General features: G+C 73.0%; 19 protein-coding genes and 1 pseudogene. 9 read left to right on the plus strand and 11 right to left on the minus strand.

Annotated features, from left to right (window positions below):
• Positions 1-11: 11 nt before the first annotated feature.
• Positions 12-1,673 (minus strand): ABC transporter permease, encoded by a 1,662-nt coding sequence (locus WQO_RS01550; protein ID WP_010064429.1) that lies wholly within the window; start codon positions 1,671-1,673, stop codon positions 12-14.
• The gene (locus WQO_RS01555; protein WP_010064431.1) at positions 1,670-2,599 is read right to left on the minus strand and encodes an ABC transporter ATP-binding protein; all 930 of its coding nucleotides are present in this window, start codon (positions 2,597-2,599) and stop codon (positions 1,670-1,672) included. The genes WQO_RS01550 and WQO_RS01555 overlap by 4 nt, the downstream gene beginning before the upstream one ends.
• Positions 2,600-2,722: 123 nt before the next feature.
• On the opposite strand from WQO_RS01555, the gene WQO_RS01560 reads away from it, so the two are divergent.
• Positions 2,723-3,232, plus strand: coding sequence for a GbsR/MarR family transcriptional regulator (locus tag WQO_RS01560; protein ID WP_010064432.1), 510 nt, complete (start codon positions 2,723-2,725; stop codon positions 3,230-3,232).
• Between the two features lie 10 nt (positions 3,233-3,242).
• On the opposite strand, the gene WQO_RS01565 is transcribed toward WQO_RS01560, so the two are convergent.
• The 3 genes from WQO_RS01565 to dnaE form a co-directional block, all read right to left on the minus strand.
• The gene (locus WQO_RS01565; protein ID WP_010064433.1) at positions 3,243-4,121 is read right to left on the minus strand and encodes a phosphotransferase; all 879 of its coding nucleotides are present in this window, start codon (positions 4,119-4,121) and stop codon (positions 3,243-3,245) included.
• A gap of 63 nt (positions 4,122-4,184) precedes the next feature.
• Complete coding sequence (locus WQO_RS01570; RefSeq protein WP_058954195.1) at positions 4,185-5,168, minus strand: DNA polymerase Y family protein; 984 nt, start codon at positions 5,166-5,168, stop codon at positions 4,185-4,187.
• Between the two features lie 5 nt (positions 5,169-5,173).
• A complete protein-coding gene (gene dnaE / locus WQO_RS01575) occupies positions 5,174-8,668 on the minus strand; it encodes a DNA polymerase III subunit alpha (protein WP_010064435.1) in 3,495 nt (1,164 codons plus the stop codon).
• Between the two features lie 259 nt (positions 8,669-8,927).
• On the opposite strand from dnaE, the gene WQO_RS01580 reads away from it, so the two are divergent.
• The 5 genes from WQO_RS01580 to WQO_RS01600 all read left to right on the plus strand — a co-directional run bounded on the left by WQO_RS01580 (position 8,928) and on the right by WQO_RS01600 (position 14,546).
• Positions 8,928-9,413 (plus strand): Asp23/Gls24 family envelope stress response protein, encoded by a 486-nt coding sequence (locus WQO_RS01580; protein ID WP_010064436.1) that lies wholly within the window; start codon positions 8,928-8,930, stop codon positions 9,411-9,413.
• 285 nt (positions 9,414-9,698) lie between these two features.
• Positions 9,699-10,991 (plus strand): polyprenyl synthetase family protein, encoded by a 1,293-nt coding sequence (locus tag WQO_RS01585; protein ID WP_010064438.1) that lies wholly within the window; start codon positions 9,699-9,701, stop codon positions 10,989-10,991.
• A complete protein-coding gene (locus tag WQO_RS01590) occupies positions 10,988-12,514 on the plus strand; it encodes a phytoene desaturase (RefSeq protein WP_010064439.1) in 1,527 nt (508 codons plus the stop codon). Before WQO_RS01585 ends, WQO_RS01590 begins: the two co-directional genes overlap by 4 nt.
• The gene (locus tag WQO_RS01595; protein WP_058953835.1) at positions 12,511-13,539 is read left to right on the plus strand and encodes a phytoene/squalene synthase family protein; all 1,029 of its coding nucleotides are present in this window, start codon (positions 12,511-12,513) and stop codon (positions 13,537-13,539) included. The genes WQO_RS01590 and WQO_RS01595 overlap by 4 nt, the downstream gene beginning before the upstream one ends.
• Positions 13,536-14,546 (plus strand): DUF5914 domain-containing protein, encoded by a 1,011-nt coding sequence (locus WQO_RS01600; protein WP_010064442.1) that lies wholly within the window; start codon positions 13,536-13,538, stop codon positions 14,544-14,546. Before WQO_RS01595 ends, WQO_RS01600 begins: the two co-directional genes overlap by 4 nt.
• Positions 14,547-14,595: 49 nt before the next feature.
• On the opposite strand, the gene WQO_RS01605 is transcribed toward WQO_RS01600, so the two are convergent.
• The 3 genes from WQO_RS01605 to WQO_RS01615 are packed head-to-tail and all read right to left on the minus strand — an operon-like array spanning position 14,596 to position 18,112.
• A complete protein-coding gene (locus WQO_RS01605) occupies positions 14,596-16,152 on the minus strand; it encodes an NAD(P)/FAD-dependent oxidoreductase (RefSeq protein WP_010064443.1) in 1,557 nt (518 codons plus the stop codon).
• The gene (locus WQO_RS01610) at positions 16,152-16,880 is read right to left on the minus strand and encodes a class I SAM-dependent methyltransferase (protein WP_010064444.1); all 729 of its coding nucleotides are present in this window, start codon (positions 16,878-16,880) and stop codon (positions 16,152-16,154) included. Before WQO_RS01610 ends, WQO_RS01605 begins: the two co-directional genes overlap by 1 nt.
• Entirely contained in the window at positions 16,877-18,112 is a 1,236-nt protein-coding gene (locus WQO_RS01615; RefSeq protein WP_029182734.1) for a lycopene cyclase family protein, read from the minus strand. Before WQO_RS01615 ends, WQO_RS01610 begins: the two co-directional genes overlap by 4 nt.
• Positions 18,113-18,566: 454 nt before the next feature.
• Here WQO_RS01615 and WQO_RS01620 point away from each other — a divergent pair, with 454 nt between their 5' ends.
• Positions 18,567-19,505 (plus strand): SDR family oxidoreductase, encoded by a 939-nt coding sequence (locus tag WQO_RS01620; RefSeq protein ID WP_010064447.1) that lies wholly within the window; start codon positions 18,567-18,569, stop codon positions 19,503-19,505.
• Here WQO_RS01620 and WQO_RS36625 read toward each other — a convergent pair.
• Positions 19,474-19,689: pseudogene (locus tag WQO_RS36625) on the minus strand (NAD(P)/FAD-dependent oxidoreductase); the annotation flags it as partial. The gene WQO_RS01620 and the pseudogene WQO_RS36625 sit on opposite strands and share 32 nt — an antisense overlap.
• Positions 19,690-19,733: 44 nt before the next feature.
• Between WQO_RS36625 and WQO_RS01625 the strand changes: the two are divergent.
• Both WQO_RS01625 and WQO_RS01630 read left to right on the plus strand, forming a co-directional pair.
• Positions 19,734-20,348, plus strand: coding sequence for a DinB family protein (locus tag WQO_RS01625; protein WP_010064448.1), 615 nt, complete (start codon positions 19,734-19,736; stop codon positions 20,346-20,348).
• A gap of 10 nt (positions 20,349-20,358) precedes the next feature.
• Positions 20,359-21,096 (plus strand): VOC family protein, encoded by a 738-nt coding sequence (locus WQO_RS01630; protein ID WP_010064449.1) that lies wholly within the window; start codon positions 20,359-20,361, stop codon positions 21,094-21,096.
• Here WQO_RS01630 and WQO_RS01635 read toward each other — a convergent pair.
• Together WQO_RS01635 and WQO_RS01640 are read right to left on the minus strand one after the other, a co-directional pair.
• Positions 21,083-22,345: an MFS transporter gene (locus WQO_RS01635; RefSeq protein WP_010064450.1), complete on the minus strand. Its 1,263-nt coding sequence runs from the start codon at positions 22,343-22,345 to the stop codon at positions 21,083-21,085. The two genes, WQO_RS01630 and WQO_RS01635, sit on opposite strands and share 14 nt — an antisense overlap.
• Entirely contained in the window at positions 22,342-23,493 is a 1,152-nt protein-coding gene (locus WQO_RS01640; RefSeq protein ID WP_010064451.1) for a PLP-dependent cysteine synthase family protein, read from the minus strand. Before WQO_RS01640 ends, WQO_RS01635 begins: the two co-directional genes overlap by 4 nt.
• Positions 23,494-24,039: the final 546 nt, after the last annotated feature.

Below are 24,039 nucleotides of genomic sequence, written 5' to 3' on the forward strand. Positions count from 1 at the left end.
GTGAGCGGCCCTCACTTGGTGTCCAGGTCGCGGCGGCGGAAGCCCGCCAGTCCCAGCGCGATCAGGCCGGCCGCGACGGCGGTCAGCGCGAGCAGCGGGGTCCAGGTCATGGGCGCGGCCGGGAGTCGGGGCACATGGCCGAAGGGCGACAGGTTCGTCAGCCCGTCCGGGAGCTGGAGGACGGGCCCCAGGTATCCGACGAGGAACGCGTACACGGGCACGATCCAGGCCACCGCCCCCGCCCTCGGGAACCAGCCGAAGAGCAGGACGGCCACACCGACGGTGACCCACAGGGCCGGGGCGTACGCGGCTGCCGCCAGGGTCAGTTCGAGGACCAGGCTCCCGTCCCCCGCCGACGCCGCGCCCGAGACGCCGAAGCACAGCCCGGCCAGGACCAGCAGCGCCGTGCCGCCGGTCAGGGCGACGGCGACATGGCTGCCGAGCCAGCGGCTGCGGGAGAGACCGGTGGCCAGGAGCGGTTCGGCGCGGCCGGCGTTCTCCTCGGCGCGCGGTCGCAGCGCGGCCATCACCACGTACACGGCGGCGACGACCGCGACGACGACCATCACCATGGACGCGAACGACTCGGCCACGGTGGCGCCGCCGATGTCCTTGAGCGCCTCCTGGAGCTGCTCGACGCTCTCCACCATGTCGGCGGCCTCGCCGAGGATCGAGCCGTACATGACGCCCATCAGGCACAGCCCTGCGGCGAAGCCGAGCAAGGTCGCCCGGTGCAGCCGGAGGGCGAAGCCGAAGGGCCGGGTGAGTGCCTCGGAGGCGGTACGCCGGCCGAGCCGCGCGGGGCGCAGGCCCGCGCCGACATCGCGCCGGGTGCTCAGGACGAAGCCGTACGAGGCGGTCGCGGCGGCGAGGAGGAGGCAGAGGGCGAGCGGCCACCACCGGTCGTCGACGAAGACGTAGGTGCGCTGGATCCAGCCGATCGGGCTCAGCCAGGACAGGGCGTCGTTGCCCACGTCGCCGGAGGCCCGCAGCACGTAGGCCACGCCGATCGTCGCGAGCGCCAGGCCCGACGCGCCCCGGGTGTGCGCCGTGAGCTGCGCGGTGATCGCGGCGACACCGGCGAAGACGAGTCCGATCGCGGCATGCGCGAGGCCGTAGAGCAGCGCCCCGCCCGGGTCGACTCCGTCGATGCCCGTCGCGGTGAGGCCCAGGGCCAGCAGCAGGGCGAGGGAGAGGTCGGCGACGAGGGCGACCGCCAGGGCGGCGGCGAGGTGCGCGTGGTGGCCGACGACGGTGGAGCGGACCAGTTCGGCTCGGCCGGTCTCCTCCTCGTCGCGGGTGTGCCGGATGACGGTCAGGACGCTCATCAGGCCGACCAGGACGGCCATGAAGCCGAGCATCTGGTGGCCGAGCATCGCGCCCGCGGTGTAGTCGGCCAGATAGGGGCGGGGGCCGGTCATGGCGAGCGCGGCCGGACTGTCCATGGAGCTGACGGCCGCGGCGCGCTCCTCGGGGGTGGAGTACAGCGACGTGTACTCGGCCGCCGTGACCAGGGTGCCCAGGGTGAGGGCGAGCAGCCATACGGACATGCGGACGCGGTCGCGCCGCAGGTTGAACCGGAGAAGAGTCCAGGTGCCGGTGAAGGCAGCGGGCTGGATCCTGGCGGACGTGGACCTGCCGGGGGCGTCGAGGGGCGTGGCGACACCGGTCATCGGGCAACACCCCCCGAGCCGGACGAAGAGGCGGAGAGCGCCAGCTCGTCGCCGTAGTGACGCAGCATCAGCTCTTCGAGCGTCGGCGGGTGGCTGGTCAGACTCCGGATGCCGAACTCGCCGAGCCTGCGGATCGCCGCGTCGAGGTGGGCTCCGTCGACGGCGAAGTGCACCCGCAGGTCCGTCGCCCTCAGTCCGTGGACACCGGGCAGGGCGTCGAGTCCGGTGACCGGGCGTTCGGTCTCGGCCTCGACGGTCGTCCGCGTGAGGTGGCGCATCTCGCCGAGCGTGCCCGACTGGACGGTGCGGCCCTGGCGGACGATGCTGACGCGGTCGCAGAGCTTTTCGACCTGGGCCAGGATGTGGCTGGAGAGCAGCACGGTCTTCCCCGCTGCTTTCGCCTGGAGGATGACGTCCTGGAAGACGACCTCCATCAGGGGGTCGAGGCCCGCCGTGGGCTCGTCGAGGAGGAGCAGTTCGGCGTCGGAGGCGAGCGCGGCGACGATGGCGACCTTCTGCCGGTTGCCCTTGGAGTAGGCGCGGCCCTTCTTGAGCGGGTCGAGGTCGAACCGGTCGATGAGTTCGTCGCGCCGCCGCCGGTCGAGGCCGCCGCGCAGCTTCGCCAGCAGGTCGATGGCCTCACCTCCGGTGAGGCCCGGCCACAGCTCGACGTCCCCGGGGACATAGGCGAGCCGCCGGTGCAGTTCGACCGCGTCCTGCCACGGGTCCTTGCCGAGGAGCTGGACGGCTCCGGAGTCGGCGCGCAGCAGACCCAGCAGGACGCGGATCGTCGTGGACTTGCCCGCCCCGTTGGGTCCGAGGAAGCCGTGGACCTCGCCGGCCTCCACGTCAAGGTCGAGACCGGTGAGGGCGTGTGTCGGGCCGAACGACTTGTGCAGCCCGGAGACGGTGATGGCCTTCTTCATGTTTCGAAGCTACGCTTCTTTCAGAAATGTGTGAAGTTAAGGAAGCGTATGAATCGCTCGTAGACTGGCCGGAGGCGCGGTCGGCACGCGAGCGCCGGGAGCCACGGAGACCGGGGTCGGAACATGGATGAGCGGCGGACGGACAACCGCGCGGACGGCGACGACGAGGCGGCGGCCGTCTCCCGGTTCGTGGAGCGGTTCGCCGCCCAGTTGGTCCAGGCGGGCATGAGCCGCATGCCGGCCAGGATCTTCGCCGCCCTGCTCTCCTCGGAGCAGGGCGCGCTCACCTCCGTCGAGCTGAGCGAGCAGCTGAAGGTCAGCCCGGCGGCCGTGTCGGGAGCTGTCCGCTATCTCGCCCAGGTCAACCTGGTCAGCCGCGAGCGGGAGCCGGGGTCCCGGCGGGAGCGCTATCGCGTCCAGGACGACCAGTGGTACGACGCCCTGCTCGAACGGGACGCCTTCCTGAGGAACTGGCAGACCACGATGCGGGAGGGCGTGGAGCAGTTCGGCCTCGACACCCCGCAGGGCCGCCGGATCAACGACACCCTGGAGTTCTTCCGGTTCCTGGAGAAGGAGCTCGGCTCGCTGATGCAGCGTTGGGCGGCGCACCGGGCGGAACACCTCGGCGGCTGAAGCACGCCCGTCAGCTCACGCGCTGCTCGGCCAGGTCGAGCCAGTGCTCCACCTCGGACGGGGTGAGGTGCCGGATGGCCCAGTCGACCATGCGCCGGCTCATGTGCGCCCACGCGGGCCGCAGGACGTCCGCGGGGAGCGCGTCGAGGACGGCGTCGAGGTGGCGCGCCACCCCGGGGTCCGCTCCCCCGCCGTGGATGCCGAAGCGCAGGGTGACCAGGTCGAACCGGCGGTCGCCGCGCGCGGCTCCGTCCCAGTCGATGACGCCGGTGATCGAACCGCCGGCCGCCAGCAGGTTTCCGGGGTGGAAGTCCATGTGCACGGCATCGTCGCCGGCCAGCCGGCCGGGATGGCCCGCACCGACGGCGGCGACCCACCGCTCCAGCGCGGCACTGCGACGGTTGTGCCGGCGCAGCGGCTCGTGCAGGCAGTAGCCGGGGCCGTCCTGACGCAGGAACAGCTCCGCGGCGGGGACATCGGGATGCCCGGCGAGCCGGCCGGCCTGCGACCGGTTGAGTTCGAGGGCCTGGACCAGACCGCGGTGGTCGAGGCGGGCGATCGCCGTACCGGGCAGCAGCTCCTGCACCGTCACGACCGCGTGGCCCACCTGGGCCACCAGCTCGGTGTCCGGAACCGGACAGCCTGCGCGCCGCAGCACCCGGCTGACGGTGAGCGGCCCCGCCTCCATGTCCGCCACGCGGGTGCGCGGCCGCCATTTGAACACGGAGCGGCGACGGTCCGCCCGGCGCACATAGGCGGCGCCGACCTGCCCGCCCGGGCAGGGGCCGTCCAGGGTCAGCCGGACACCGGTCTCGGCATGGAGGGCATCGAGCATCCGGACCGCGTCGAGGCGCTCGGCCCGCGCCCAGCCGTGCGATGGGGAGGTCATGGGGCCATGATGGCCGCGCGCTGCGGTCGCGGGTTCCGGCGGCCCGGGCCTGGCTCCGGACGCTCACCGCATCCCCGCCGTACTGGCGGGCCGTCCCGCGCCCGCCCCGAAACGGGCCCGGGCGCGGTCGGCCGCGGCCTCGATGCGGCGGGCCCGGTCGTCGTAGGGGCCGAAGGTCAGCTGCCGGGAGGCGGACGCGGCGTCGCCGAGGTCGCCCGCGCGCAGGGCCAGCGAGCGGACCCGGGCCCGTTGGAGTCCCAGAGCGCCGTGCAGCGCGTGGGCCGTGGCGCGGAGTCGGGGGGTGTGCGCGGTGGCCTCGGACAGGGTGCGGCTGCGGGTGATCGACGCCTGCCCCGTACGGTCGGCGTACTGGACGGTCAGGGTCAGCACCCGGCAGGTCTGGCGCTCGTCCCGGAGGCGGGCGCCGAGTTGTTCGGTCAGGTGGGTCAGGGCGGCCCGTCGGCGGGCGGCGTCGGACTCGTCCTGGGCGAAGCGGTGTTCGGCGTCGACCGTTCGGGGCGGGGCGCCGGCGGTGACGCGGGTGGGGTCGATGCCCGCCGCGCGGTCGCGCAGCTCACGCCCGGAGGCCGCGCCCAGGATGCGCTGGAGGGTGAGCAGCGGGGTGGCCGCGATCCGGTCGGCGGTGCGCAGGCCGTACGAGGCCAGGGTGCGGGCGGTGGCCGGGCCGACGCCGGGCAGCGCGGAGGCGGGGAGCCCGGCGAGGAAGCGGGTGACGGCCTCGGGGTCGTCCGGGACCGTGCGGATGGCTCCGGGCTCCCCCCGGTGGGCGGCGAGCCGGGCGAGCAGCGGGTTGGGACCGATGCCGACCGTCACGTCGAGGCCGTGGAGCGCCGCCGCGCGCATCCGGATCAGGGCGGCGAGCCCGGCGGCGTCGCGGTCGAAGTAGCGGGTGCTCCCGGACACGTCGGCGAGGGCCGCGTCCGGCGGCAGGGCCTGGGCGACGGGGGTGAACTCGCCGACCATGTCGAGGAGTCGGCGGTAGGCGGGGCCCGGCTGCGGGTCACCGAAGTGGAGGTAGAGGATCATCCCGGTCACCCCGCGCTTCCGGGGCTCGCGTGGTGGAAGGACCGTCCGTCGAGCGCGTCGAGGGCGGGCAGACCGGCGGAGGCGGGGGTTCCGGGCGGCTGGAGGTCGGCCCAGGGGTGCAGGGCGAAGCCGTTCGGCTGGGTGAGGGTGCGGTGCGGCGCGGCCCTGCGCGGGGTGGACTCGGCGCGGGTGAGCCGGTCGGCGACGGCTGCGGGGCCGCCCTCGCGGTACAGGTCGATCAGCTCGGCCAGGTTCCAGGCTGCCGTGCCGGTGATGCTGAAGGCGCGCGGCGGACGGCGGGCGAGGGTGCCGCGTACGAGCAGCAGGCTGCTGTGGAACACCGTATGGGCGCAACGCCCGTGGCTGTCCTCGAAGAACGCCAGGTCGGACAGGCCGGTGGGGTCGTCCAGGGTGGCGAAGATGACGCGCTTGCCGGAGCGGATCGGCGGGGTCTGGGTGGCGACCTTGACGCCGGCGACGAGCACGGTGGAGCCGTGCCGGAGGCCCGCCAGGTCGGCGGCGGGGGTCGCGCCGATGTCGGCGAGCAGGGAGCGGTGCTCGTCGAGGAGGTGGTGGGAGATGTCCATGCCGAGGACGTCGAGTTCGGCGGCGAGCTGTTCGGACGCGTCCATGGCCGGCAGGCCCGTGACGGCGTCGGCCGTGCTGTCGCCCTCCGTCTCGGAGCGAGTGTCCCCCGCGTCTTCCGCGCCCCCCGCCTCCGCCATGGGGAGCTGACCGGCGGCGGATCCGCCCGCGCCGCGCCGCGAGCGGTGCAGCTCGGCGACCTTCAGCAGCAGCTCGCGGCGGGACCCGAACGCGCTCAACGCGCCGACCCGGGCGAGTCGTTCGGCCAGCGGGCGGCTGGGCCGGGCGCGCTGCCAGAAGTCCTCGACCGAGGCGTACGGCTGCCCGGCCACGATGCGTCCGCTCTCGGCCTCGGTGATGCCGCGCACCTGCGCGAGACCGATCCGCACCCCCCACTTACCGGACACCAGTTCGATTATGTGTGCGACCTGGGAGCGGTTGACGTCGGGCAGCAGCAGCGGCACCCCGTGACGCCGGGCGTCCGCGGCCAGGACCCGCTTGTGGTACATCCCCGGGTCGTGCGTGAGCAGCCCGGCGAGCAGGGCCGCCATCCGGTGGGCCTTGAGCCAGCTCGACTGGTAGGCGGGCTGCGCGAAGGCCGCGGCGTGCGCCTTGGCGAAGCCGAAGCTGCCGAAGTTCTCCAGGGTCTTCCACACGTCCCGTACGACCTGGACCGAGTAGCCGCGCCCGCGCGCCCGGTCGGCGAACCAGGCGCGGACCCGGCCCTGCCGCTCGGGGACGGACAGGGCGCGGCGGGCCTCGTCGGCCGTGCCCCGGTCACAGCCGGTCATCACCTTCATGATCTCGATCACCTGTTCGTGGTAGACCACCTGCCCCTCGGTCTCCGCCAGGATCTTCCGCAGGTCGCGGTGCGCGTAACGGGTCACGCTCCGGCCGTCCCGGGCCTTGATCAGCGGATCCACCATGTTGGCCGCGACCGGCCCGGGCCGGAACAGGCTGATGTCGAGCGCCAGGTCGCCGAACGACCGCGGCCGCAGGTTCCGTACGAGCTCCCGCTGCCCGGGGCTCTCCAGCTGGAAGGTGCCCAGGGTGTCCCCGGAGGAGATCAGGTCGTACGTGGCCGGGTCGTCCGGCGGCACCTGCGCGGGATCGTCCAGGTCGAGCCGTTCGCCGGTGACGCGTTCGATCTCGGCGGCCGCGTGGGCGAGCGCCGACTGCATCCGCACGCCGATGACGTCGATCTTCGGGTGCCCGGTGTCCTCGATGTCCTCCTTGTCGAACTGGGACATGGCGATGTTCTCCACGGTGGTCGGCGCCATCGGGGTACGCCGTACCAGCGCCGCGTCGGAGACGAGCAGCCCGCACGGGTGCATCGCCGCCTCGAACGGCAGCTCGTCGAGCGCCTCCACCAGCTCCCAGAGCCGCCCGTGGTCCTCGGCGGCGACCTCGCGCAGCTCCGGCAGCTCGGCGAGCGCGGCCCTGACGTCCTTGGCCCGGATGTGCGGGAACGCCTTGCCCAGCCGGGCCGCCCGGTCCGGGGCCATGCCGCGGGCGCGGGCGACGACCTCGATCGCCCCGCGCGCCCGGTAGGTCTTGTAGACGGCGAGTGTCGCCACCCGGTCGGCCCCGAACCGCTCCCGTACCGCCTGGTAGACCTCCAGACGACGGGCGGACTCGACGTCCAGGTCGATATCGGGCAGGGCCGAGCGGTGCTCGGACAGGAAGCGCTCCATCACCAGGCCGTGCGCCACCGGGTCGACCGGGCTGACCCCCAGCAGATGCGTGACCAGCGAGCCCACGCCCGAGCCGCGCGCGGCCACGCGGACGCCGAGCCGCCGGGCCTGTGCCGCGACCTCGGCGACGGTCAGGAAGTATCCGGCGAAGCCGTGCCCGGCGATGATCCGCAACTCGTCCTCCAGCCGGTCCCAGCGCTTCCCCTCCCGGTGGTAGCCACGGCCGAGCATGCCCGCCGCGCACCGGTCCGCGAGCGCCCGGTCCACCGACTCGGCGCTCGCGCCCACGAGCTCGGGCTCGGGCAGGTTCAGCCGGCCGAGCCCGAACGCGCCGCCCGGATCGACCACGCAGGCCTCGGCCGTCTCCTCGGTGGCCGCGAGCAGCCGTCGCGCGTCCCCGCTCCGGCCGCCCGCGGCCTCCGCGATCCGTCCGGCGATCCGTTCCATCTCGCCGGTGTCCTTCAGCCACCGCTGCCCGGTGTCGAGCCGGGACGCGTCGCGGGCGTCGATCGGCACCAGGAGGCGGGCGGAGTCCAGGATGTCGGCGACCTCGCCCCGGTCCGGGTCGGCGTAGCGCACGGCGTTGGTGAGCACCGGGGTCACCTGCTGCTCGCCGGCGAAGCCCAGCATGCGCGCGGCCAGCCGCAGCGACCCCGGGCCGGTGCCGGACCGCCCGTGCCAGGACGTCTCGATACGCAAGGACCGGCCGAACCGCTCTCGCCAGGGGCCCAGCAGGACCGCGGCCCGGTCCGGCCGTCCCGATGCCAGCGCCTGCCCCACCTCGGAGTCCGCCCCGAGGAGGACGAACAGCTCGTCGTCCGGACAGGACAGGTCATCCCAGGTGACGCCCTGGTCCGACGCCGCCGTCACCAGCCGGCACAGCTCGGCCCAGCCGCGTTCGGTCCGGGCCAGGAACACCGCGCGCTGCGGCGACTCCGTGACGAACGCACCGCCCCGGGAGGGAGCGGTCCGCTGCCGTTTCCCCGGCGCCGGCCCGGGCGCCGGTACGCCGGGCACCGCCAGATCGACGCCGAACAGCGGCCGGATCCCGGCCTCCGCACACGCCTTGGCGAAGCGCACCGCGCCCGCCAGGGAGTCCCGGTCGGTCAACGCCAGGGCGTCCAGGCCCCGCTCGGCGGCCCGCTCGGCCAGCGCGGACGGGTGACTGGCCCCGTACCGCAGCGAGTAGCCGCTCGCCGCATAGAGGTGCGTAAACGACATACACACCTCCTGTTACCCATGACCCCCCTTTACGGATCTCTGCCAGCACATCCCGATTCATCAAGATTCATCGTGATGAGAAAGAAGCACTCTAACCCCATGTTCGCATATTCGTTCGAATCAAGGCGGGGCGGGAACACTCCCCGGCCGCCGGCCGACCCGAATGGCGTACGCGGTCGGGCAGGCGCAGAGTGATGGAGGGGACCGCACGGGCCGGGAGGGGGAAAGGCCCGCGGCAATGACTCTCTGTGAGGCAGACATGGCCGACACACAAACCCTGAACGCAGGCACCACGACCGACCGCGGCTCGGAAGGATCCCGCGGCCGCGGCAGGACGACCATCGCCGACAACGTCGTCGCCGCCATCGCCGGCATCGCGATAAGGGAGACCGAGGGCGTCCACTCGACGGGGCGAGGAGCGTCGAAGGCCCTGGGAGCCGTCACCGGACGGATGCCCGGCTCCGCGAGCTCCTCCGCCGCGGGGCGCGCCGTCAAGGTGGAGGTGGGTGAGAAGCAGGCCGCGATCGACGTCGACGTCAAGGTGGAGTACGGCACGCCGATCCACGAGCTCGCCGACCGGATCCGGGACAACGTCACCGAAGCCGTGGAAACGATGACGGGGCTGGAGGTCGTCGAGATCAACATCGTCGTCTTCGATGTCCACATCCCCGGTGACGATGATGACGACGATTCCGACGGCCAGAGCGGGTCCGGCTCGGGCGGAGGCTCTCCTCGCGTGCTCTGAGCGCGCGCGGTGAGGGCGGCTCCGGGCGGTCAGGGGAAGTTCTGTGATGCCTCGCCCATGGGCCGAACGGGCGTGGCCGCAGACCTCCTGGCGTGCCCGGCGTGCTTCTCCCCCGGCGGCGCAGGACTGTGGTGATCGTCTCTGTTCGGTGCCCGCTGTCGCGCGGCGCGCACGCCGATCGGTCGCGAACTCATCCAGGTGATGCGCAAACGAAAGCGAACGGGGTACGCGTCCGTGCGAAGTGACGAACCGTTCGTCACCCGTACCCGTCGAAAGGGCGTCAGGATGGGCCGTCCCGAGCCCACGGACCACCACTCGTTCGCCGCCGAGTCCCGGCAATCGGCTTCGACCTGGAGCGGGCGCCCTCACGATGCGGCGCCGCCCCGCACCCCCGAAAGCGTCGACACCCCGGAAAGCGTCGACGCGGACGTGACCGGCGCTGTCGTCCGAACCGCGCAGGAGGTTCTGGCCGGACGGCTCGCCGAAGCCGCCGTATGCGACCCGTCGTTCTCCGACGAGCTGGCCCGACGGGTCGTCGACTTCACCCTCGACGGTGGCAAGCGGATGCGGCCCCGCCTCCTGTGGTGGGGGATGCGGGCCTGCGGTGCGGCGGAGACCACGGCCGCTCTTCGGCTCGGAGTGGCGCTGGAGCTGATCCAGACCTGCGCGCTGATCCATGACGACGTGATGGACCACTCACGGTTACGCCGGGGGAAGCCTGCCGTCCACATCGGCCTGGCCGAGGGTGCTGGTCTCTCGCCGGATTCCGAGCAGGGCTCCGCGTTCGGCACCTCAGCGGCCGTGCTGGCGGGGGATCTCGCCCTCGTCTGGGCCGACGACACCGTGGCGGAGACCGTGCTGTCCGCTGTCCAGCGCCGCCGGATCGGCGGCCTCTGGCGCGCCATGCGCACCGAGATGGTCGCGGGCCAGTACCTGGATCTGCGCGGACAGGCCGGTGGTGGTTCCTCGGAGGCCCACACCCTGCGGACCGCCTGTCTCAAGAGCGCCCTGTACTCGGTCGAGCGGCCTGTGGCGATCGGCGCCGCCCTCGCCGAGGCCGACGAGCGGACCACCGACGCGCTGTGCTCCGCCGGCAAGTACGCCGGTATCGCGTTTCAGTTGCGGGATGATCTGCTCGGGGTCTTCGGTGATCCGTGGGTGACCGGGAAGCCCTCGGGGGACGACATCCGTGAGGGCAAGTCGACCTATCTCCTCGCCGTCGCCCGGTCGCGGGCCGAGGCGGCCGGCGACCACGCGGCGCTGGCCGTGCTGGGCCGGGTCGTCGGCAACAACGAGCTGAACGAACAGGACCTCGCGGACGTACGCGGCATCCTCGAAGTGACGGGCGCGCGAGCTCATGTGGAGAGGAAAGCGGAACGCCTCCGTGAGCAGGCCGCGCACCGGCTGGGCGAAGCCGTCGACGTCGAGACGGGCGTGGGCGGCCGGCTGCTGGACCTGTTGCGCACGGTGTCGGGAGGACGGTCCCCCGGCTCACCCGCCACCGGCACATCACACCCGCACCACAACGCGGGGCCGGCGACGGGCTTCGCCACGGTCGAAGGAGGCCGCACCCGATGATCATCGTCAAGGGGCCCGTCGACCACGTGGTGGTGGTCGGCGCCGGTCTGGCAGGACTGGCCTCCGCGCTTCATCTGCTGGGCGCGGGCCGCCGCGTGACGGTCGTCGAGCGGGATCCCGCGCCCGGGGGCCGGGCCGGGCTGCTGGAGTCGGGCGGCTTCCGCATCGACACCGGGCCGACCGTGCTGACCATGCCGGACCTGGTGGAGGAGGCCTTCGCCGCCGTCGGGGAGCGCATGGCCGACCGGCTGGATCTGGTCCGGCTGGACCCCGCCTACCGGGCCCGCTTCGCCGACGGGTCCCAGCTCGACGTGCACGCCGAAGGTGCGGCGATGGAGGCCGCCGTCGAACAGTTCGCGGGTGCCCGGCAGGCTGTCGGCTACCGGCGACTGCGGATCTGGCTGGAACGCCTCCACCGGGTACAGATGCGCCGCTTCATCGACGCCAACTTCGACTCGCCGCTCCAGCTCGCCCACCCCGACCTCGTCCGGCTCGCCGCACTCGGCGGCTTCGGCCGGCTCGACGCACGGATCGGGCGCTTCGTCTCGGACGAACGGCTCCGCAGGGTCTTCTCCTTCCAGGCCCTGTACGCGGGGGTGCCTCCGGCGCGGGCGCTGGCCGCATATGCCGTCATCGCCTACATGGACACGGTGGCCGGGGTGTACTTCCCCCGAGGCGGTATGCACGCGCTGCCCCGTGCGATGGCGGACGCGGCCTCCGACGCGGGCGCCTCCTTCTGCTACGGACAGAGCGTCACCCGGCTGGAGCGCTCGGGTGACCGGGTCACCGCCGTCGTCACCGACCAGGAGCGCATTCCTTGCGACGCGGTCGTCCTGACACCTGATCTGCCCGTCAGCTACCGGCTTCTCGGCCGCGCCCCGCACCGCCCGCGCCCCCTGCGTCACTCGCCGTCCGCGGTGATCCTGCACGCCGGAACGGACCGCACCTGGCCGGACCTGGCGCACCACACCATCTCGTTCGGCGCGGCCTGGAAGAGCACCTTCCACGAGCTCACCCGCTCGGGGAAGCTGATGTCGGACCCTTCCCTCCTGATCACCCGGCCCACCGCGACCGACCCCTCCCTCGCCCCACCGGGCAAGCACCTCCACTACGTGCTGGCTCCCTGTCCGAACACCGAGGTCGGGCCCGGCGTACGGGAGTGGCGGGAGCTGGGCCCCCGCTACCGGGACGAGCTGCTGACCGAGCTGGAACGCCGCGAGATGCCCGGTCTCGGCGCGGCGATCGAGGAGGAGGGTCTGGTCACGCCGGTCGACTGGACCGCGCAGGGGCATGCGGCCGGCACCCCGTTCTCCGTGGCCCACACCTTCCCTCAGACCGGTCCCTTCCGCCCGCGCAACCTGGTGCGGGGCACGGCCAACGCCGTCCTCGCCGGATGCGGCACCACGCCCGGCGTCGGCGTGCCGACCGTCCTGATCTCCGGGAAGCTGGCAGCGGAAAGGATCACCGGCGCACGGAACGCCCGACCCGCCCCGCACTCTGCCCCGAGAGGTACCAGCACATGACCGTACGCGAACTCGACGCAGCCGGCATCGAGGACCCCGCGCTCCGAGCCGCGTACACCCGCTGCCGCGGCCTCAACGCACAGCACGGCAAGACGTACTTCCTCGCGACACGGCTCCTTCCCGCCGACCGGCGGCCGGCCGTGCACGCGCTGTACGGCTTCGCCCGCTGGGCGGACGACATCGTCGACGACCTCGACAGCACTGCCACCCCCGAGGAGCGCGCCCGCGCCCTGGTCGAACTGGAATCCCAGCTGGAGTCGGGGCTGCGGCACGGCCGGTCCGCCGAGCCCGTGATCCGCGCTCTCGCCGACACGGCGGACCGGTACGGCATCGAATCCCGGCACTTCACGGACTTCCTGGCCTCCATGCGCAGTGATCTGACAGTCGGCGGGTACGCCTCGTACGAGGAGCTCGGCCGGTACATGCACGGCTCGGCCGCGGTGATCGGCCTTCAGATGCTGCCGGTGCTCGGGACGGTGGGTCCGCGCGAGGAGGCGGCCGGGCACGCGGCCGCGCTCGGCGTCGCCTTCCAGCTGACCAACTTCTTGCGGGACGTGGGCGAGGACCTGGACCGGGGCCGGCTCTATCTGCCCACCGATCTGCTGGCAGCCCACGGGGTGGACCGGGACCGCTTCGAGTGGAGCCGGAGCACGGGAAGGCGGGACGGACGGATCACCGACGTCCTGCGGGCCGCCGGGAACCACAACCGGACCGTCTACCGGGACGCCCTGCCCGGGATCGCGATGCTGGCCCCGGTGTCGCGGCCCTGTATCCGGACGGCGTTCGTGCTGTACAGCGGCATTCTCGACGCGATCGAGGCGGACGGCTACGCGGTACTGCACCGCCGGGCGGTCGTCCCGCGCCGTCGACGGGCCGCCGTGGCACTGGACGGGCTGGCCCGGGTGCTCACCGCACGCGCGGTGGCCCGGCTGCGGGAAGAGCCGGCTGCGGCAGGGCGGATCTCCGCCGCCGCCCGTCCGGCGGTGACCGGCACCGCACGCGCGGTGCGGAAGGAGGCGGTGTGAGCCCCGCGCCGGGACGTCCCCGGCGCATTCCGCTGCGGCTGCGGCGCACGGCCGTTCCCTGGGAGCGGCAGGCACCGACGTGGCGGGATGCGAAACCGGCGCTGATCGCCGAGGCCCTCAAGCAGGCGCAGAGCAGGCCTTCGGGCAACTGGTACGTCATCGGCGCCTCGCGCGACCTTCCTCCGGGGCGGGCGCTCGGGGCCACGGTCGGTTCCACCGAAGTGGTGGCGTGGCGCGACGGCGAGGGGAAGCTCCGCACAGGTCCGGGAGCCTGCCCCCACCTGGGGGCGCCGCTGCGCGACAGCCCCGTGCACTGCGGCACGCTGGTCTGCCACTGGCACGGACTGAGCCTGGACGGCGGCCCGTTCGCCGGGTGGGAGCCCTATCCGGCCTTCGACGACGGAGTCCTCCTCTGGGTGCGGCTCGACCGGGTGGGCGGCGAACCTCCTTCGGAGCGGCCGTACGTACCCGTGCGGCCCAGGGCGCGGGACGCCGTGGAGGCGGTCTACCGCGGCGTCGGCCGCTGCGAGCCGGAGGATGTGGTGGCCAACCGCCTCGATCCGTGGCACGGCGCGTGGTTCCACCCGTACTCCTTCGTCGACCTGACGGTGACAGGGACACCCGCCGACGACCCGGCGGACGACGACGGTTTCACCGTCGACGTGTCCTTCAAGGTGGCCGGGCGGCTTGTGGTGCCGGTCCGGGCCCGGTTCTCCGCGCCCGAGCCCCGCACGGTCGTCATGCACATCATCGAGGGCGAGGGCGCGGGGTCGGTGGTGGAGACCCACGCCACGCCCCTGGCTCCGGACGGGTCGGGGCGCCCCCGAACGGCCGTGACGGAGGCGCTGGTCGCGGCGTCGGACCGGCGCGGGTTCGCCGTGGCCCGGGCGGCCGCGCCGCTCCTGCGCCCTTTGATGCGCGCGTCGGCCGGCCGGCTGTGGCGGGACGACCTGGCGTACGCGGAGAGGCGCTGGGAACTGCGCGCCGGCGGGAGGTTCCCGGGCTGATGAGCGCCGCCCATCGCCCGGAAAGCGGCGTCTGCTTCTCCCCCAGCGCCTACTTCTCCCCCAGCGCCGCCAACCGGCGCAGAACGGCCGAGCGTCCCCTGCGCGGGACGGTCCAGAGTGTCTGCCCGCGCACGTGCCACCGTTGCAGCAGGGCGTTCGCCGCGAGGAAACCGCTGGTGGCCGCGCGTTCCATCAGGGCCACCGGCAGCCCGGTGCGGACCATGTCCCCGGCCACCGTGACGGCAGGGTCGGGGCTGCGCACGCCCGGCCGGTTCCGGTAGCCGCCGACCGGGAACATCGGGCAGTCCGCGCGCCATTCGTGACGCTCGTCCATGACGCGGGCGCTGCGGGTCTCCGGATAGACCTGGTGCAGTTGCCGCAGGGACTCGTCCTGCACGGCGGACCGGTCGGCGTCCGGTGCGACGGCGTAGGCGTGCAGTTCGACCACCGACCCTCCGGTGCGCCGGGCCCAGCGGGCGGCCTCTCCCTCCCAGCGGTCCAGGATGCTCACGTTGTCCAGGGGCCCGTAACCGCTGGTGCCCAGGAAGCCCGGGCGGTCCAGCGACACGGGCCGGTCGAGCCAGAGCCGTGACACCAGGAAAGGCGGCGCGGTGCGCAGCCGTGCGATCCGTGCGCGCCAGTCGGCGTCGCCCAGGTCCGGTGAGGCGGCGACGACGTGCCGCAGGCCCCCGCCGTCCAGGGCGAGGACGAGGGCGTCGTAGCGCGTGGTGCGGTCGCCGGTGTCGATGTCGAGACCGCCGTCCGGCCGGGGGCGCACCTGCCGGACCGGCGTCCGGGTCCGCACGTCGACGCGGTGGCCTTCGAGGTAGCGGTGCAGCGGGTCCCACAGGGCGGCCGGGAACGGTTCGGCGGGAACGTCGAAGAGCAGGCCCTCGCTGGACCCGAGGAAGTAGATGTGGAACATCAGCGCCAGTTCGGCCGCGGACAGTTCCCGCGGATCGGCGAAGAAGCTGCGGGAGAACACCTCGAATGCCAGGTGGTGGGCGGCTTCCGGGAAGCGGATGCGATCGAGGAAGTCGGTGGCGCTGATGCCGTCGAGACGGTCGTAGACCTCGGGAACCCGCACGTCCAGCAACGGCAGAGCCGCCTTCGGGTTCATCCGGGTCAGGTCCCGCAGACCGAAGGTGGGGCTGAGGGCGACGAATCCCATGGCGCTGAGCGGAGGCGTGCGCGGCACCCGGGCGAAGCTGTCGTGCAGGCCGGAGCTGTGCCGCAGCGGATAGTCGGGCAGCGGGGTCAGCGAGCCGAGGCCGGGGTCCACCCGGCGCAGCAGGCCGCGGAGGTTGTAGTACTGCCGGAAGAAGGCGTGGAACCCGCGGCTCATCGTCACGGGAGTACCGTCGGCGAGCTCGGTGGGCCACCCCGAAAGCCGTCCCCCCAGGCCGGGTTCACGCTCGTAGAGGGTGACGCGCACGCCGCGCTCGGCCAGGAGAGTGGCCGCGGCGATCCCGGCGATACCTCCACCGACGACCGCCACCGCGGGGGCCTCACCGGTGAACCGGGCGCGGCCGTCCGGGGCCGGCACGACGGCCGCCCGCCGGTCCCGGCCACGCCGGTGGCCCGCACCGTTGTCGCGCAGTGACATCACGACCGCTCCCTCCCCGCGGGGGTGGAACGGGCGACGAAGGTATGGGTGATCCCGGTCTGCCAGCCGGGCAGCGGCAGGACCCGTACGCCGGCGAAGCCCGCCCGGCGCAATCGCCGGGCGAACGCGGGAGCCGCGTCGAACCGGGCGACGCTGTCGCGGAGGTGACGGTAGAGCTCGGGGTCACCGGCGAGCCGTCCGGCGGGCTGGATGATCACCGAGCAGACGGCGTTCCAGACGGCACGGTGAACGGGTGAACCGCCGAGCGTGTACTCGTGGACGGCGAGACGGCCGTCCGGGGCGAGTTGGTCACGTACCAGGGCGAGCGCGCTGTCGGGGTCGTCGAGGTTGCGGAAGAGGTAGCCGGCGAACACCGCGTCGAAGGAGCCGCGCCGCCACCGGCCGGCCAGCTCCTCGACGGAAGCGTGCACGAAGTCGACGCCGGGCGGCCAGCTCTTGCTCATGGCACGGTCCAGCATGCCCGCGGACGCGTCGACTCCGGTGATCCGGGCGTGCGGGGCGGCGGCGAGGAGCGCCGCCGTGGAGGCGCCCGTGCCGCATCCCAGGTCGAGCACGCGCAGCCCGCGCCCCCCTTCCGGAAGGCGTAGTCGGCGTGCGGAGCGGCGCAGGTGCGCGTGGTAACCGGGGCTGGCCGCGACGAGCCGGTCATAGGCGACGGAGCCGTGGTCGAAAGCCGCTGACAGAGCGTCACCGCACAGCAGAGTCATGAGGTGCTCTCTTCGTGGTCGGTCGGTGCGGGGGGAACGAGGGCCGGGGGGCGCTCGCGCCGGGGCCTGAACGGAAGCTCGACGACGGTTCGCAGCATGGGGACGACGGGTGTGCGCAGGCCCATGAGCAGGTCCTCGTGCATCCGCGAACTGCCGTCCATGAAGCCCAGGAGCCGCTCGCCGGGAACGCCCCGGAAGAGGCGGCCGAAGAAGTCGGCGCCGTCCACGCGGCCGCTGTCCAGGGCTCGTAGCATGACCGCGTCCATCATCCGCGCCCGTCGTCCGTAGGGCGCAGGCACGCGCAGCGGTCGTCCGGTGCGCAGTCGGGCAGCGATGGCCCGGCTCTGCCGCTGCACGGCGCCGAACGTGTAACCGGTGGAAGGGCGGGTGGCACCTCCGGCGGTGCCGATGCGGTACACCGACCGCCCCCCGCGGCGCGGGAAGCGGGCGTCCGTCATGGGGATCACCCCGTGCTCCTGGGCTGTGATCCGGAAACGCCCCAGCCCCAGGACGTGGTGGGTGTAGTGGCGCAGAGCTCGCCGGTAGCCGTCGGCGTCCAGGGCGAGGGGGGAGAACTCGGTGTACTCGACCAGCGCCGTGTGCGGGTCCAGCGGCAGGACATAGCCGAACGAGAGCCCGTGGGCGGGCTGCGGTGTACGGAAGTCCATCAGATCCGCGGTCGTCGGGTCGAACACGGCACGCTCGGCGCGGACGAACCAGCCACCGAAGTGCTGGAGCAGGGTGGTGCGGGCAGGCGGCAGACGGCGCGGCGGCCGGGAGTCGAAGACGAGACGGCCCCGCAGGAGGACGCGTTCGCCATGGTCGCCCTGCGTGAGGACCTCGCCGCCGGACGGACCATCACGTACGCCGCTCACGGTCGCCTCGATCCTGACCAGAGTCGGTGTACGGGACAACCGTTGTCCGACCAGTGCCTCGAAGGCGTCCGATCGCACCATCTTGTAGCGCAGCCGGGAAAGCCGGGTGACCGTAGGAACCCCGTCTGCCGCCCTGACCCGCAAGCGAGACCACGAGGCGGCCAGGATCGAATCGTAGGCCCCGCCCGGCGGCTCCCAGAAGCACCAGGTCCGCGGGGGCGCCCTCAGTGGTCCCGGCGGGGCGTCGACGAGGGCGACCGACAGCGATACGGGGCTGTCCGGCGCGCAGAGACGGTACGCCAGGCTCAGCCCGGCCGCTCCGGCTCCCACGATGACCACATCAAAGTCGGCTGGCACGGTTCCCTCTCGGTCGGACGTGTACGGACCCCGGCGGCGGGAGAGAAGTCGATGCCCTCCGGACGAAGCAGCACGCGGGGTACGCGCCCTGCGACCGTATCCCGCTGTCCGCTGCCGGACCCGGCCTGATCGGCCTCGCGCACCTGAGTGGCGGTAGGTTCTGCCCGGCCGCTCCGCGCGTGCGGCACGGCCCGGCCTTTGCCCGAACCTCCTCATCGGCGCCCGAGACACTCACACCCTGCTGTGCCCGGCGTTGCGGTCCGCGCACGGGTGACCGCTCACCGGCCCGTCAAACCTGCCGGTGCCGCGTCTGCTCCCCTTCCGCTCCGGTCCCGTTCGTCCTCGCCCGCCGACCGCCACCGACCGGCCCGGTTGCGGGGGCCGACTCGTGGCGTGACGGTGGTGCGAGGGCAGCCGGGCTCACAGCGGCGAGCGCGACGACCGAGGAGGAACGATGTACGACAGCCCGAGCGGGCGCGGGATCAGCCGTGAGCCCGCCCGTCCTCTGCACGGGCGGGTCGCGGTCGTCACCGGCGCTGCCCGCGGCGTCGGTGAAGCGCTCGCGCACAGCCTCTCCGGGGCCGGGATGCACGTGGCGCTGCTGGGGCGGGAGAAGGCCACCCTGCAGGAAGCGGCGGCGTCCCTGGCCGGCCCGAGCATCTGTGTCGAGTGCGATGTCACCGACCGCGACGCGCTGGCGGACGCGGCGCGCCAGGTGGAAGCCGAACTCGGGCCCGCGTCGGTGGTCGTGGCGAACGCGGGCATCGCGGTGAGCGGCCCCTTCGGCCGTACCGCCGCCGAACTCTGGCAGCGGGTCATCGATGTCAACCTCATCGGTTCGGCGAACACCGCCCGCGCCTTCCTGCCCCAGCTCACCGCCACCCGCGGATACTTCCTCCAAATCGCGTCCACCGCCGCGTTCGGCGCGGCGCCCATGATGAGCGCCTACTGCGCCTCCAAGGCCGGGGCGGAGTCGTTCGCCCTCGCTCTGCGCGGCGAGGTCGAACCGGACGGCGTCCAGGTCGGCATCGCCTACCTGCACTGGACCGGCACCGATATGCTCACCGGCATCGACGATCATCCCGTCCTCGAAGCGCTGCGCCGTAACCAGCCCCGCCCGGCCCGCCGCGTCCACTCCCCCGCCCGGGTCGCCCAGTGGCTCACCCGAGGCATCACCCGGCGCGCCGCCCACATCTACTCCCCGCCCTGGCTCCGCTGGTGTCAGCCTCTGCGCCCCCTGTTCCCGGCGCTCGTCGCCCGGATCACCCGCCGCGAACTGCACAGCCACCACCGCGAAACGCTGTCCGCACCCGCTGAGGTCCTGGGAGCCGGAGGACAGGCCGACTGGAACTCCTACCGGGTCTCCCGGTCCTCCCCTTCACCCGAGGGGTAGCCCGGGCCCGCACGTTTCCCCCGCGGCTCCGCAACCGCCCGACCAGTACCGCGGTGAGGGCCCCGGCGCCGCCGACGGGAACGGGGAAGCCGTGGAACTGCCCCGGCATGGACATCAGCCGGCCGAAGCCGCCGCTGCCCGCCGCTTCGGGGGCCAGATCGGCGTGGAGGGCGCTCCCGGCCAACCGTCCCAGGAACGCTCACCCAGGCCGGTATAGGCTCATGCCGCATGATCGACGAGTTCGCGAAGGACACCCTGCACGGGAGACTGCGACGGGACCGTGAGGCGCTTCTCTGGAAGCTCGACGGCTTGTCGGAATACGACGCCCGACGGCCGTTGACGGCGACCGGGACCAACCTTCTGGGCCTGGTCAAGCACGTGGCCACCGTCGAGGCCAGGTACTTCGGCGAGGTCTTCGGCCGCCCGTCCCCGAAACCGCTGTCCCGGTGGCAGGACCACGACGGCAGCGATCTGTGGGCGGCCGAGAACGAGAGCCGCGACCGGATCACCGGGTTCTACCGGCGCACGTGGGAACACGCGGACGCGACGATCGACGCGCTTCCCCTCGACGCCCCCGGCCATGTGCCGTGGTGGCCCGAGCCTCACTCCGACACGAACCTGTTCGCCGTCATGGTCCATGTCCTCGGCGAGACCGTCCGGCACACCGGGCACGCCGACATCCTGCGCGAGGGGCTCGACGGCCGGACCGGGCTGCGCCCCGAACACGAGAAGCCGATCGACGAGGAAGCCCGCGCGGCGTACCGCGCGAAGATCGAGCGGGCCGCCGCCGGATCGGCGGCATCCGCTCCCCCGGTGATCTCCGGGAGCCGGCCGGACTTCTAGGATCTGCGGCATGGCGACACGACTCGTGCAGATCAACATGAAGGCCCATGACGACGCCGCGCTCGGCCGGTTCTGGGCGGAGGCGCTCGGCTGGGGTATCGACAGCGAGGGGCCCGGGGTGACCAACCTCGAACCCGTGGGCTTCACCTACCCCGACCCCGCGGCCGTCTGCATCGACCTCATCGCCCGCCCGGAACCCAAAACGGTCAAGAACCGTGTGCACCTCGACCTGGCCACCACCTCGACGGCCCATCAGGAAGAGCTGGTCGCACGCCTGAAGAGCCTCGGTGCGACGCCCGTCGACGTGGGGCAGGGCGACGTCCCCTGGACGGTGATGGCCGACCCGGAGGGCAACGAGTTCTGCGTCCTGGAGCCCCGCCCGGTCTACCGGGACACCGGGCCGATCGCCGCCGTGGTGGTCGACTGCACCGATCCACGGGAGATGGCCCGGTTCTGGGGCGAGGCGATGGACTGGACGCTGCACGAGGTCACCGACGACGGTGCGATCATGCGCTCCGCCAAGGGCGTCGGGCCCTACCTGGAGTTTCTCCGTACGCCCGACACCAAGAGCGGGTGGAACCGCGTCCACCTCGATGTCCGCCCCTACCCCGGTGACGACCCGGCGGCAGAGGCGGACCGGCTGCGCTCGCTGGGCGCCACCGACCCCGGTATCGACCAGTCCTCGATCCACTGGACCATCCTGGCCGACCCGGAAGGCAACGAGTTCTGCCTGCTCACGCCTGCCTGACCTCAAGCGCCGGGCGCCTGGTGAGGATTCCGGTGCGGGCCAGGACGATGACCGATGCCGAGCAGGCGAGTCCCGTCGCGACGAGTGCTCCCCACGTCAGCCACTCCGCCCGATGGCTCCGCGCGAAGTCCCATACGGCTCCGACGGCCAGGTTGCCCAGGGTGATGCCGAGGCCGGAGACGGTGTTGTAGAGGCCGTAGTGGGTGGCGACCAGCCGGTTGTCGCACAGGACGACCACCATCTCCATCTCGAAGGGGTAGAGGATCGCCCCGCCGACAGCGAGAAGCACCACGGCGGTCACCAGGGCGGTGAAAGCCATGACGGGCGCGTCGTGAGGGGTGAAGGCCAGAGGGACGAAGGCCAGACCCATGAGGGCGAGTCCGACGGCCAGCGCCTGGTGCGAGCTCCAGCGCTTCTTCGCCCAGGCCGTCAGGCGGAGTTGCCCGACCACCGCGACCGCGGCGGAGACGACGAACAGGCCGCTGGTGACCTCCGTGGCGTTCGGTCCCAGGAACTCCCCGGCGGCGAGCGGGAGCGCGAGGTAGACCTGGAAAGTGAGGACGTACGAGCCGATCATGGCTGCGGAGAACAGCAGGAACGGCCGGTTCGCCAGCACCGATCGCCACTGCGCCAGGACGCTCTCGGCCGGCTCGGACACGTCATCCGTACGCGCGGTGCGACGGTCGGGCAGCGCGCGCCACTGCAGGGCGGTGAGGAGGGCGAAGATCGCGGCGGCGGCCGTGCACACGGTCCGGAAATCGGCTGCGAGCAGAGCGAGGCCGACGAGGGGGCCCAGGAACATGCCCGCCTGGTAGTAGACGTTGAAGGTGGCGAAGGCGTCCACCCTGCGCTCTCCCGCCTCGGCGGCGAGATAGGCGCGTACGGCCGGGTTGAACAGCGCGCCGGCGAATCCGGTGGCGGCGGACGCGGCGATCAGTGCGGGCAGGCTGTCGACCCGGCCGAGCAGTCCGAACCCGGCGGTGCGCAGCAGACAGCCGGCCATGATGGGCGCCTTGTAGCCGAGCCGGTCGGCGATGGTCCCGCCGATGAGGAACATGCCCTGCTGGGAGAAGTTGCGTACCCCGAGGACCAGCCCGACGGCCCAGGCGGCCAGCCCGAGGGGACCGGCGAGGTGGGCGGCCAGGTAGGGCATGAGCATGTAGAAGGCGAGGTTGATGGCGAACTGGTTGGCCATCAGCAGCCGGGTGGGGGCGGAGAAGGTGCGGGTCTGCCGCCACAGCGCCCTCATCGGCCGGCCTCGGAGAGCACCTGCACGTCGAGCGGCTCCGTCCCGGCGGCGAGGGGGTCGGTGACGTGGGTGCATCGGGTCCAGCGGGTGACGACCCGGTCCTCGGACCGGGTGATCTCGTCGGGGTCCTCGGCGGGCGGATGGCCCAGCAGGTTGTGCTCCCGGCAGTAGGTGTCGTCGAAGACGGTGCCGACGTACCGCTGCGGCCCGTCGGGGAACACGGTCAGGATCCGGTTCTCCGGCGCCAGGGTGCGGGCCAGCCAGCGGGAGACGAGAGCGACCGCGCCGACGCTCCAGCCACCGGTGGCGTAGTGCGCACGGGCCAGCCGCCGCGCCGCCCAGACCGCTTCCGGGGCAGCCACCCAGTGGACCTCGTCGAACAGCTCGTAGGCGACGTTGCGGGGATGGATGCTGCTGCCCAGACCGCGCATCAGCCGCGTCGCGGCGGGCTGTCCGAAGATGGTGGAGCCGGTGGTGTCGACGCCCACGACACGCAGGGCGGGGAAGTAGTCACGGAGCACGGTGGCGATGCCCGCGGAGTGGCCGCCGGTGCCGACGCTCACCACCAGGGTGTCGATGCGCCCGAGCTGGGCGACGAGTTCATGGGCGAGCGGTGCGTACGCGGTCACGTTGTCCGGGTTGTGGTACTGGTCCGGGCACCACGAGTCCGGGGACGCGGCGAGGAGTTGTGCCACGCGTTCGCGCCGGGCCTCCTGCCAGCCGCCGACCGGGTGCGGGGCGTCGACGACCTGGACGTCGGCCCCGTAGGCGGTGAGCAGGCCGGTCATCAGGGGTTCCATGCCCCGGTCGCCGACGACGGTGACCGGGTGCCCGAAGGTCACCCCGGCCAGGGCGAGCCCGAGTCCGAGGGTGCCGGAGGTGGATTCCACGATACGGGCGCCGGGCAGGAGCCGGCCGCGGTGGCGTGCCGCCCGGACCATGTGCAGCGCGGTCCGGTCCTTGATGCCGCCCGGGTTGTGGCCTTCGAGCTTGGCCCAGAACCCTCCTCGGCCGTGGGTGAAGGGTTCCCCGATCCACAACAGGGGGGTGTCGCCCACGAGTCCGGCAGGGGTGTGCAGAGGGCGCTTGGTGTCGGCGAGCAACTGCGCCGGCGAGGCGGGGGCGATGCTGCGGTCCTGGATGTTCATGGCGTGCTTCTCCCAGTGCCGGTGCGACGGGGCGCGACCGGCCGGTGCGTGCGGGCGGGCGGTGAGGACGGAACCTGCCTGGGCCGGTCAGGTCCGCCACACGCTCAGCACGGACGGGGAGCGGTGGATCGGGAAGGGCACGGTATCGCCGGCGCCCGGCGGGCCGGCGCGTGTCGTCCCCGGGGTGGAGACGGCGAGGTCCGACCGGGGCGTCGTCGCGGTGGGGCCCGGCTCGGGCAGGCCGGTGCACCGGGGTCCCTGGACGGAGAGTTCGTCGTCGGCGCATTCGACGGACCGGGGGCCTCAGGTCGGGCCGCTTCGGGGGCGGTCGCGTACGGGGCTTCGGCCGCCGGGGTCTCGACGGCCGTGACCGAGGCGGGCAGCGGGGTGTCCGCACGAACGACAACGGCCCCCACCGCAGGGCCGTGTGAGCAGCCGAGCACGTGGATCAGCGCGATCAGGACGACGTACAGCGCCACCCGGGGCCGGGGCACCGGGTGGGGCCCACGGAACGCCGACCGGATCACCACGATCACGAAAGGTAAT

This window comes from Streptomyces globisporus C-1027 (assembly GCF_000261345.2).
GTDB classification, from domain to species: Bacteria; Actinomycetota; Actinomycetes; order Streptomycetales; family Streptomycetaceae; genus Streptomyces; species Streptomyces pakalii.

Coding starts and splice junctions, on each gene's coding strand:
- WQO_RS01550 (WP_010064429.1), bottom strand. CDS start 1,673: ATGACCGGTGTCGCCACGCCCCTCGACGCCCCCGGCAGGTCCACGTCC.
- WQO_RS01555 (WP_010064431.1), bottom strand. CDS start 2,599: ATGAAGAAGGCCATCACCGTCTCCGGGCTGCACAAGTCGTTCGGCCCG.
- WQO_RS01560 (WP_010064432.1), top strand. CDS start 2,723: ATGGATGAGCGGCGGACGGACAACCGCGCGGACGGCGACGACGAGGCG.
- WQO_RS01565 (WP_010064433.1), bottom strand. CDS start 4,121: ATGACCTCCCCATCGCACGGCTGGGCGCGGGCCGAGCGCCTCGACGCG.
- WQO_RS01570 (WP_058954195.1), bottom strand. CDS start 5,168: ATGATCCTCTACCTCCACTTCGGTGACCCGCAGCCGGGCCCCGCCTAC.
- dnaE (WP_010064435.1), bottom strand. CDS start 8,668: ATGTCGTTTACGCACCTCTATGCGGCGAGCGGCTACTCGCTGCGGTAC.
- WQO_RS01580 (WP_010064436.1), top strand. CDS start 8,928: ATGGCCGACACACAAACCCTGAACGCAGGCACCACGACCGACCGCGGC.
- WQO_RS01585 (WP_010064438.1), top strand. CDS start 9,699: ATGGGCCGTCCCGAGCCCACGGACCACCACTCGTTCGCCGCCGAGTCC.
- WQO_RS01590 (WP_010064439.1), top strand. CDS start 10,988: ATGATCATCGTCAAGGGGCCCGTCGACCACGTGGTGGTGGTCGGCGCC.
- WQO_RS01595 (WP_058953835.1), top strand. CDS start 12,511: ATGACCGTACGCGAACTCGACGCAGCCGGCATCGAGGACCCCGCGCTC.
- WQO_RS01605 (WP_010064443.1), bottom strand. CDS start 16,152: ATGTCACTGCGCGACAACGGTGCGGGCCACCGGCGTGGCCGGGACCGG.
- WQO_RS01610 (WP_010064444.1), bottom strand. CDS start 16,880: ATGACTCTGCTGTGCGGTGACGCTCTGTCAGCGGCTTTCGACCACGGC.
- WQO_RS01620 (WP_010064447.1), top strand. CDS start 18,567: ATGTACGACAGCCCGAGCGGGCGCGGGATCAGCCGTGAGCCCGCCCGT.
- WQO_RS01625 (WP_010064448.1), top strand. CDS start 19,734: ATGATCGACGAGTTCGCGAAGGACACCCTGCACGGGAGACTGCGACGG.
- WQO_RS01630 (WP_010064449.1), top strand. CDS start 20,359: ATGGCGACACGACTCGTGCAGATCAACATGAAGGCCCATGACGACGCC.
- WQO_RS01635 (WP_010064450.1), bottom strand. CDS start 22,345: ATGAGGGCGCTGTGGCGGCAGACCCGCACCTTCTCCGCCCCCACCCGG.
- WQO_RS01640 (WP_010064451.1), bottom strand. CDS start 23,493: ATGAACATCCAGGACCGCAGCATCGCCCCCGCCTCGCCGGCGCAGTTG.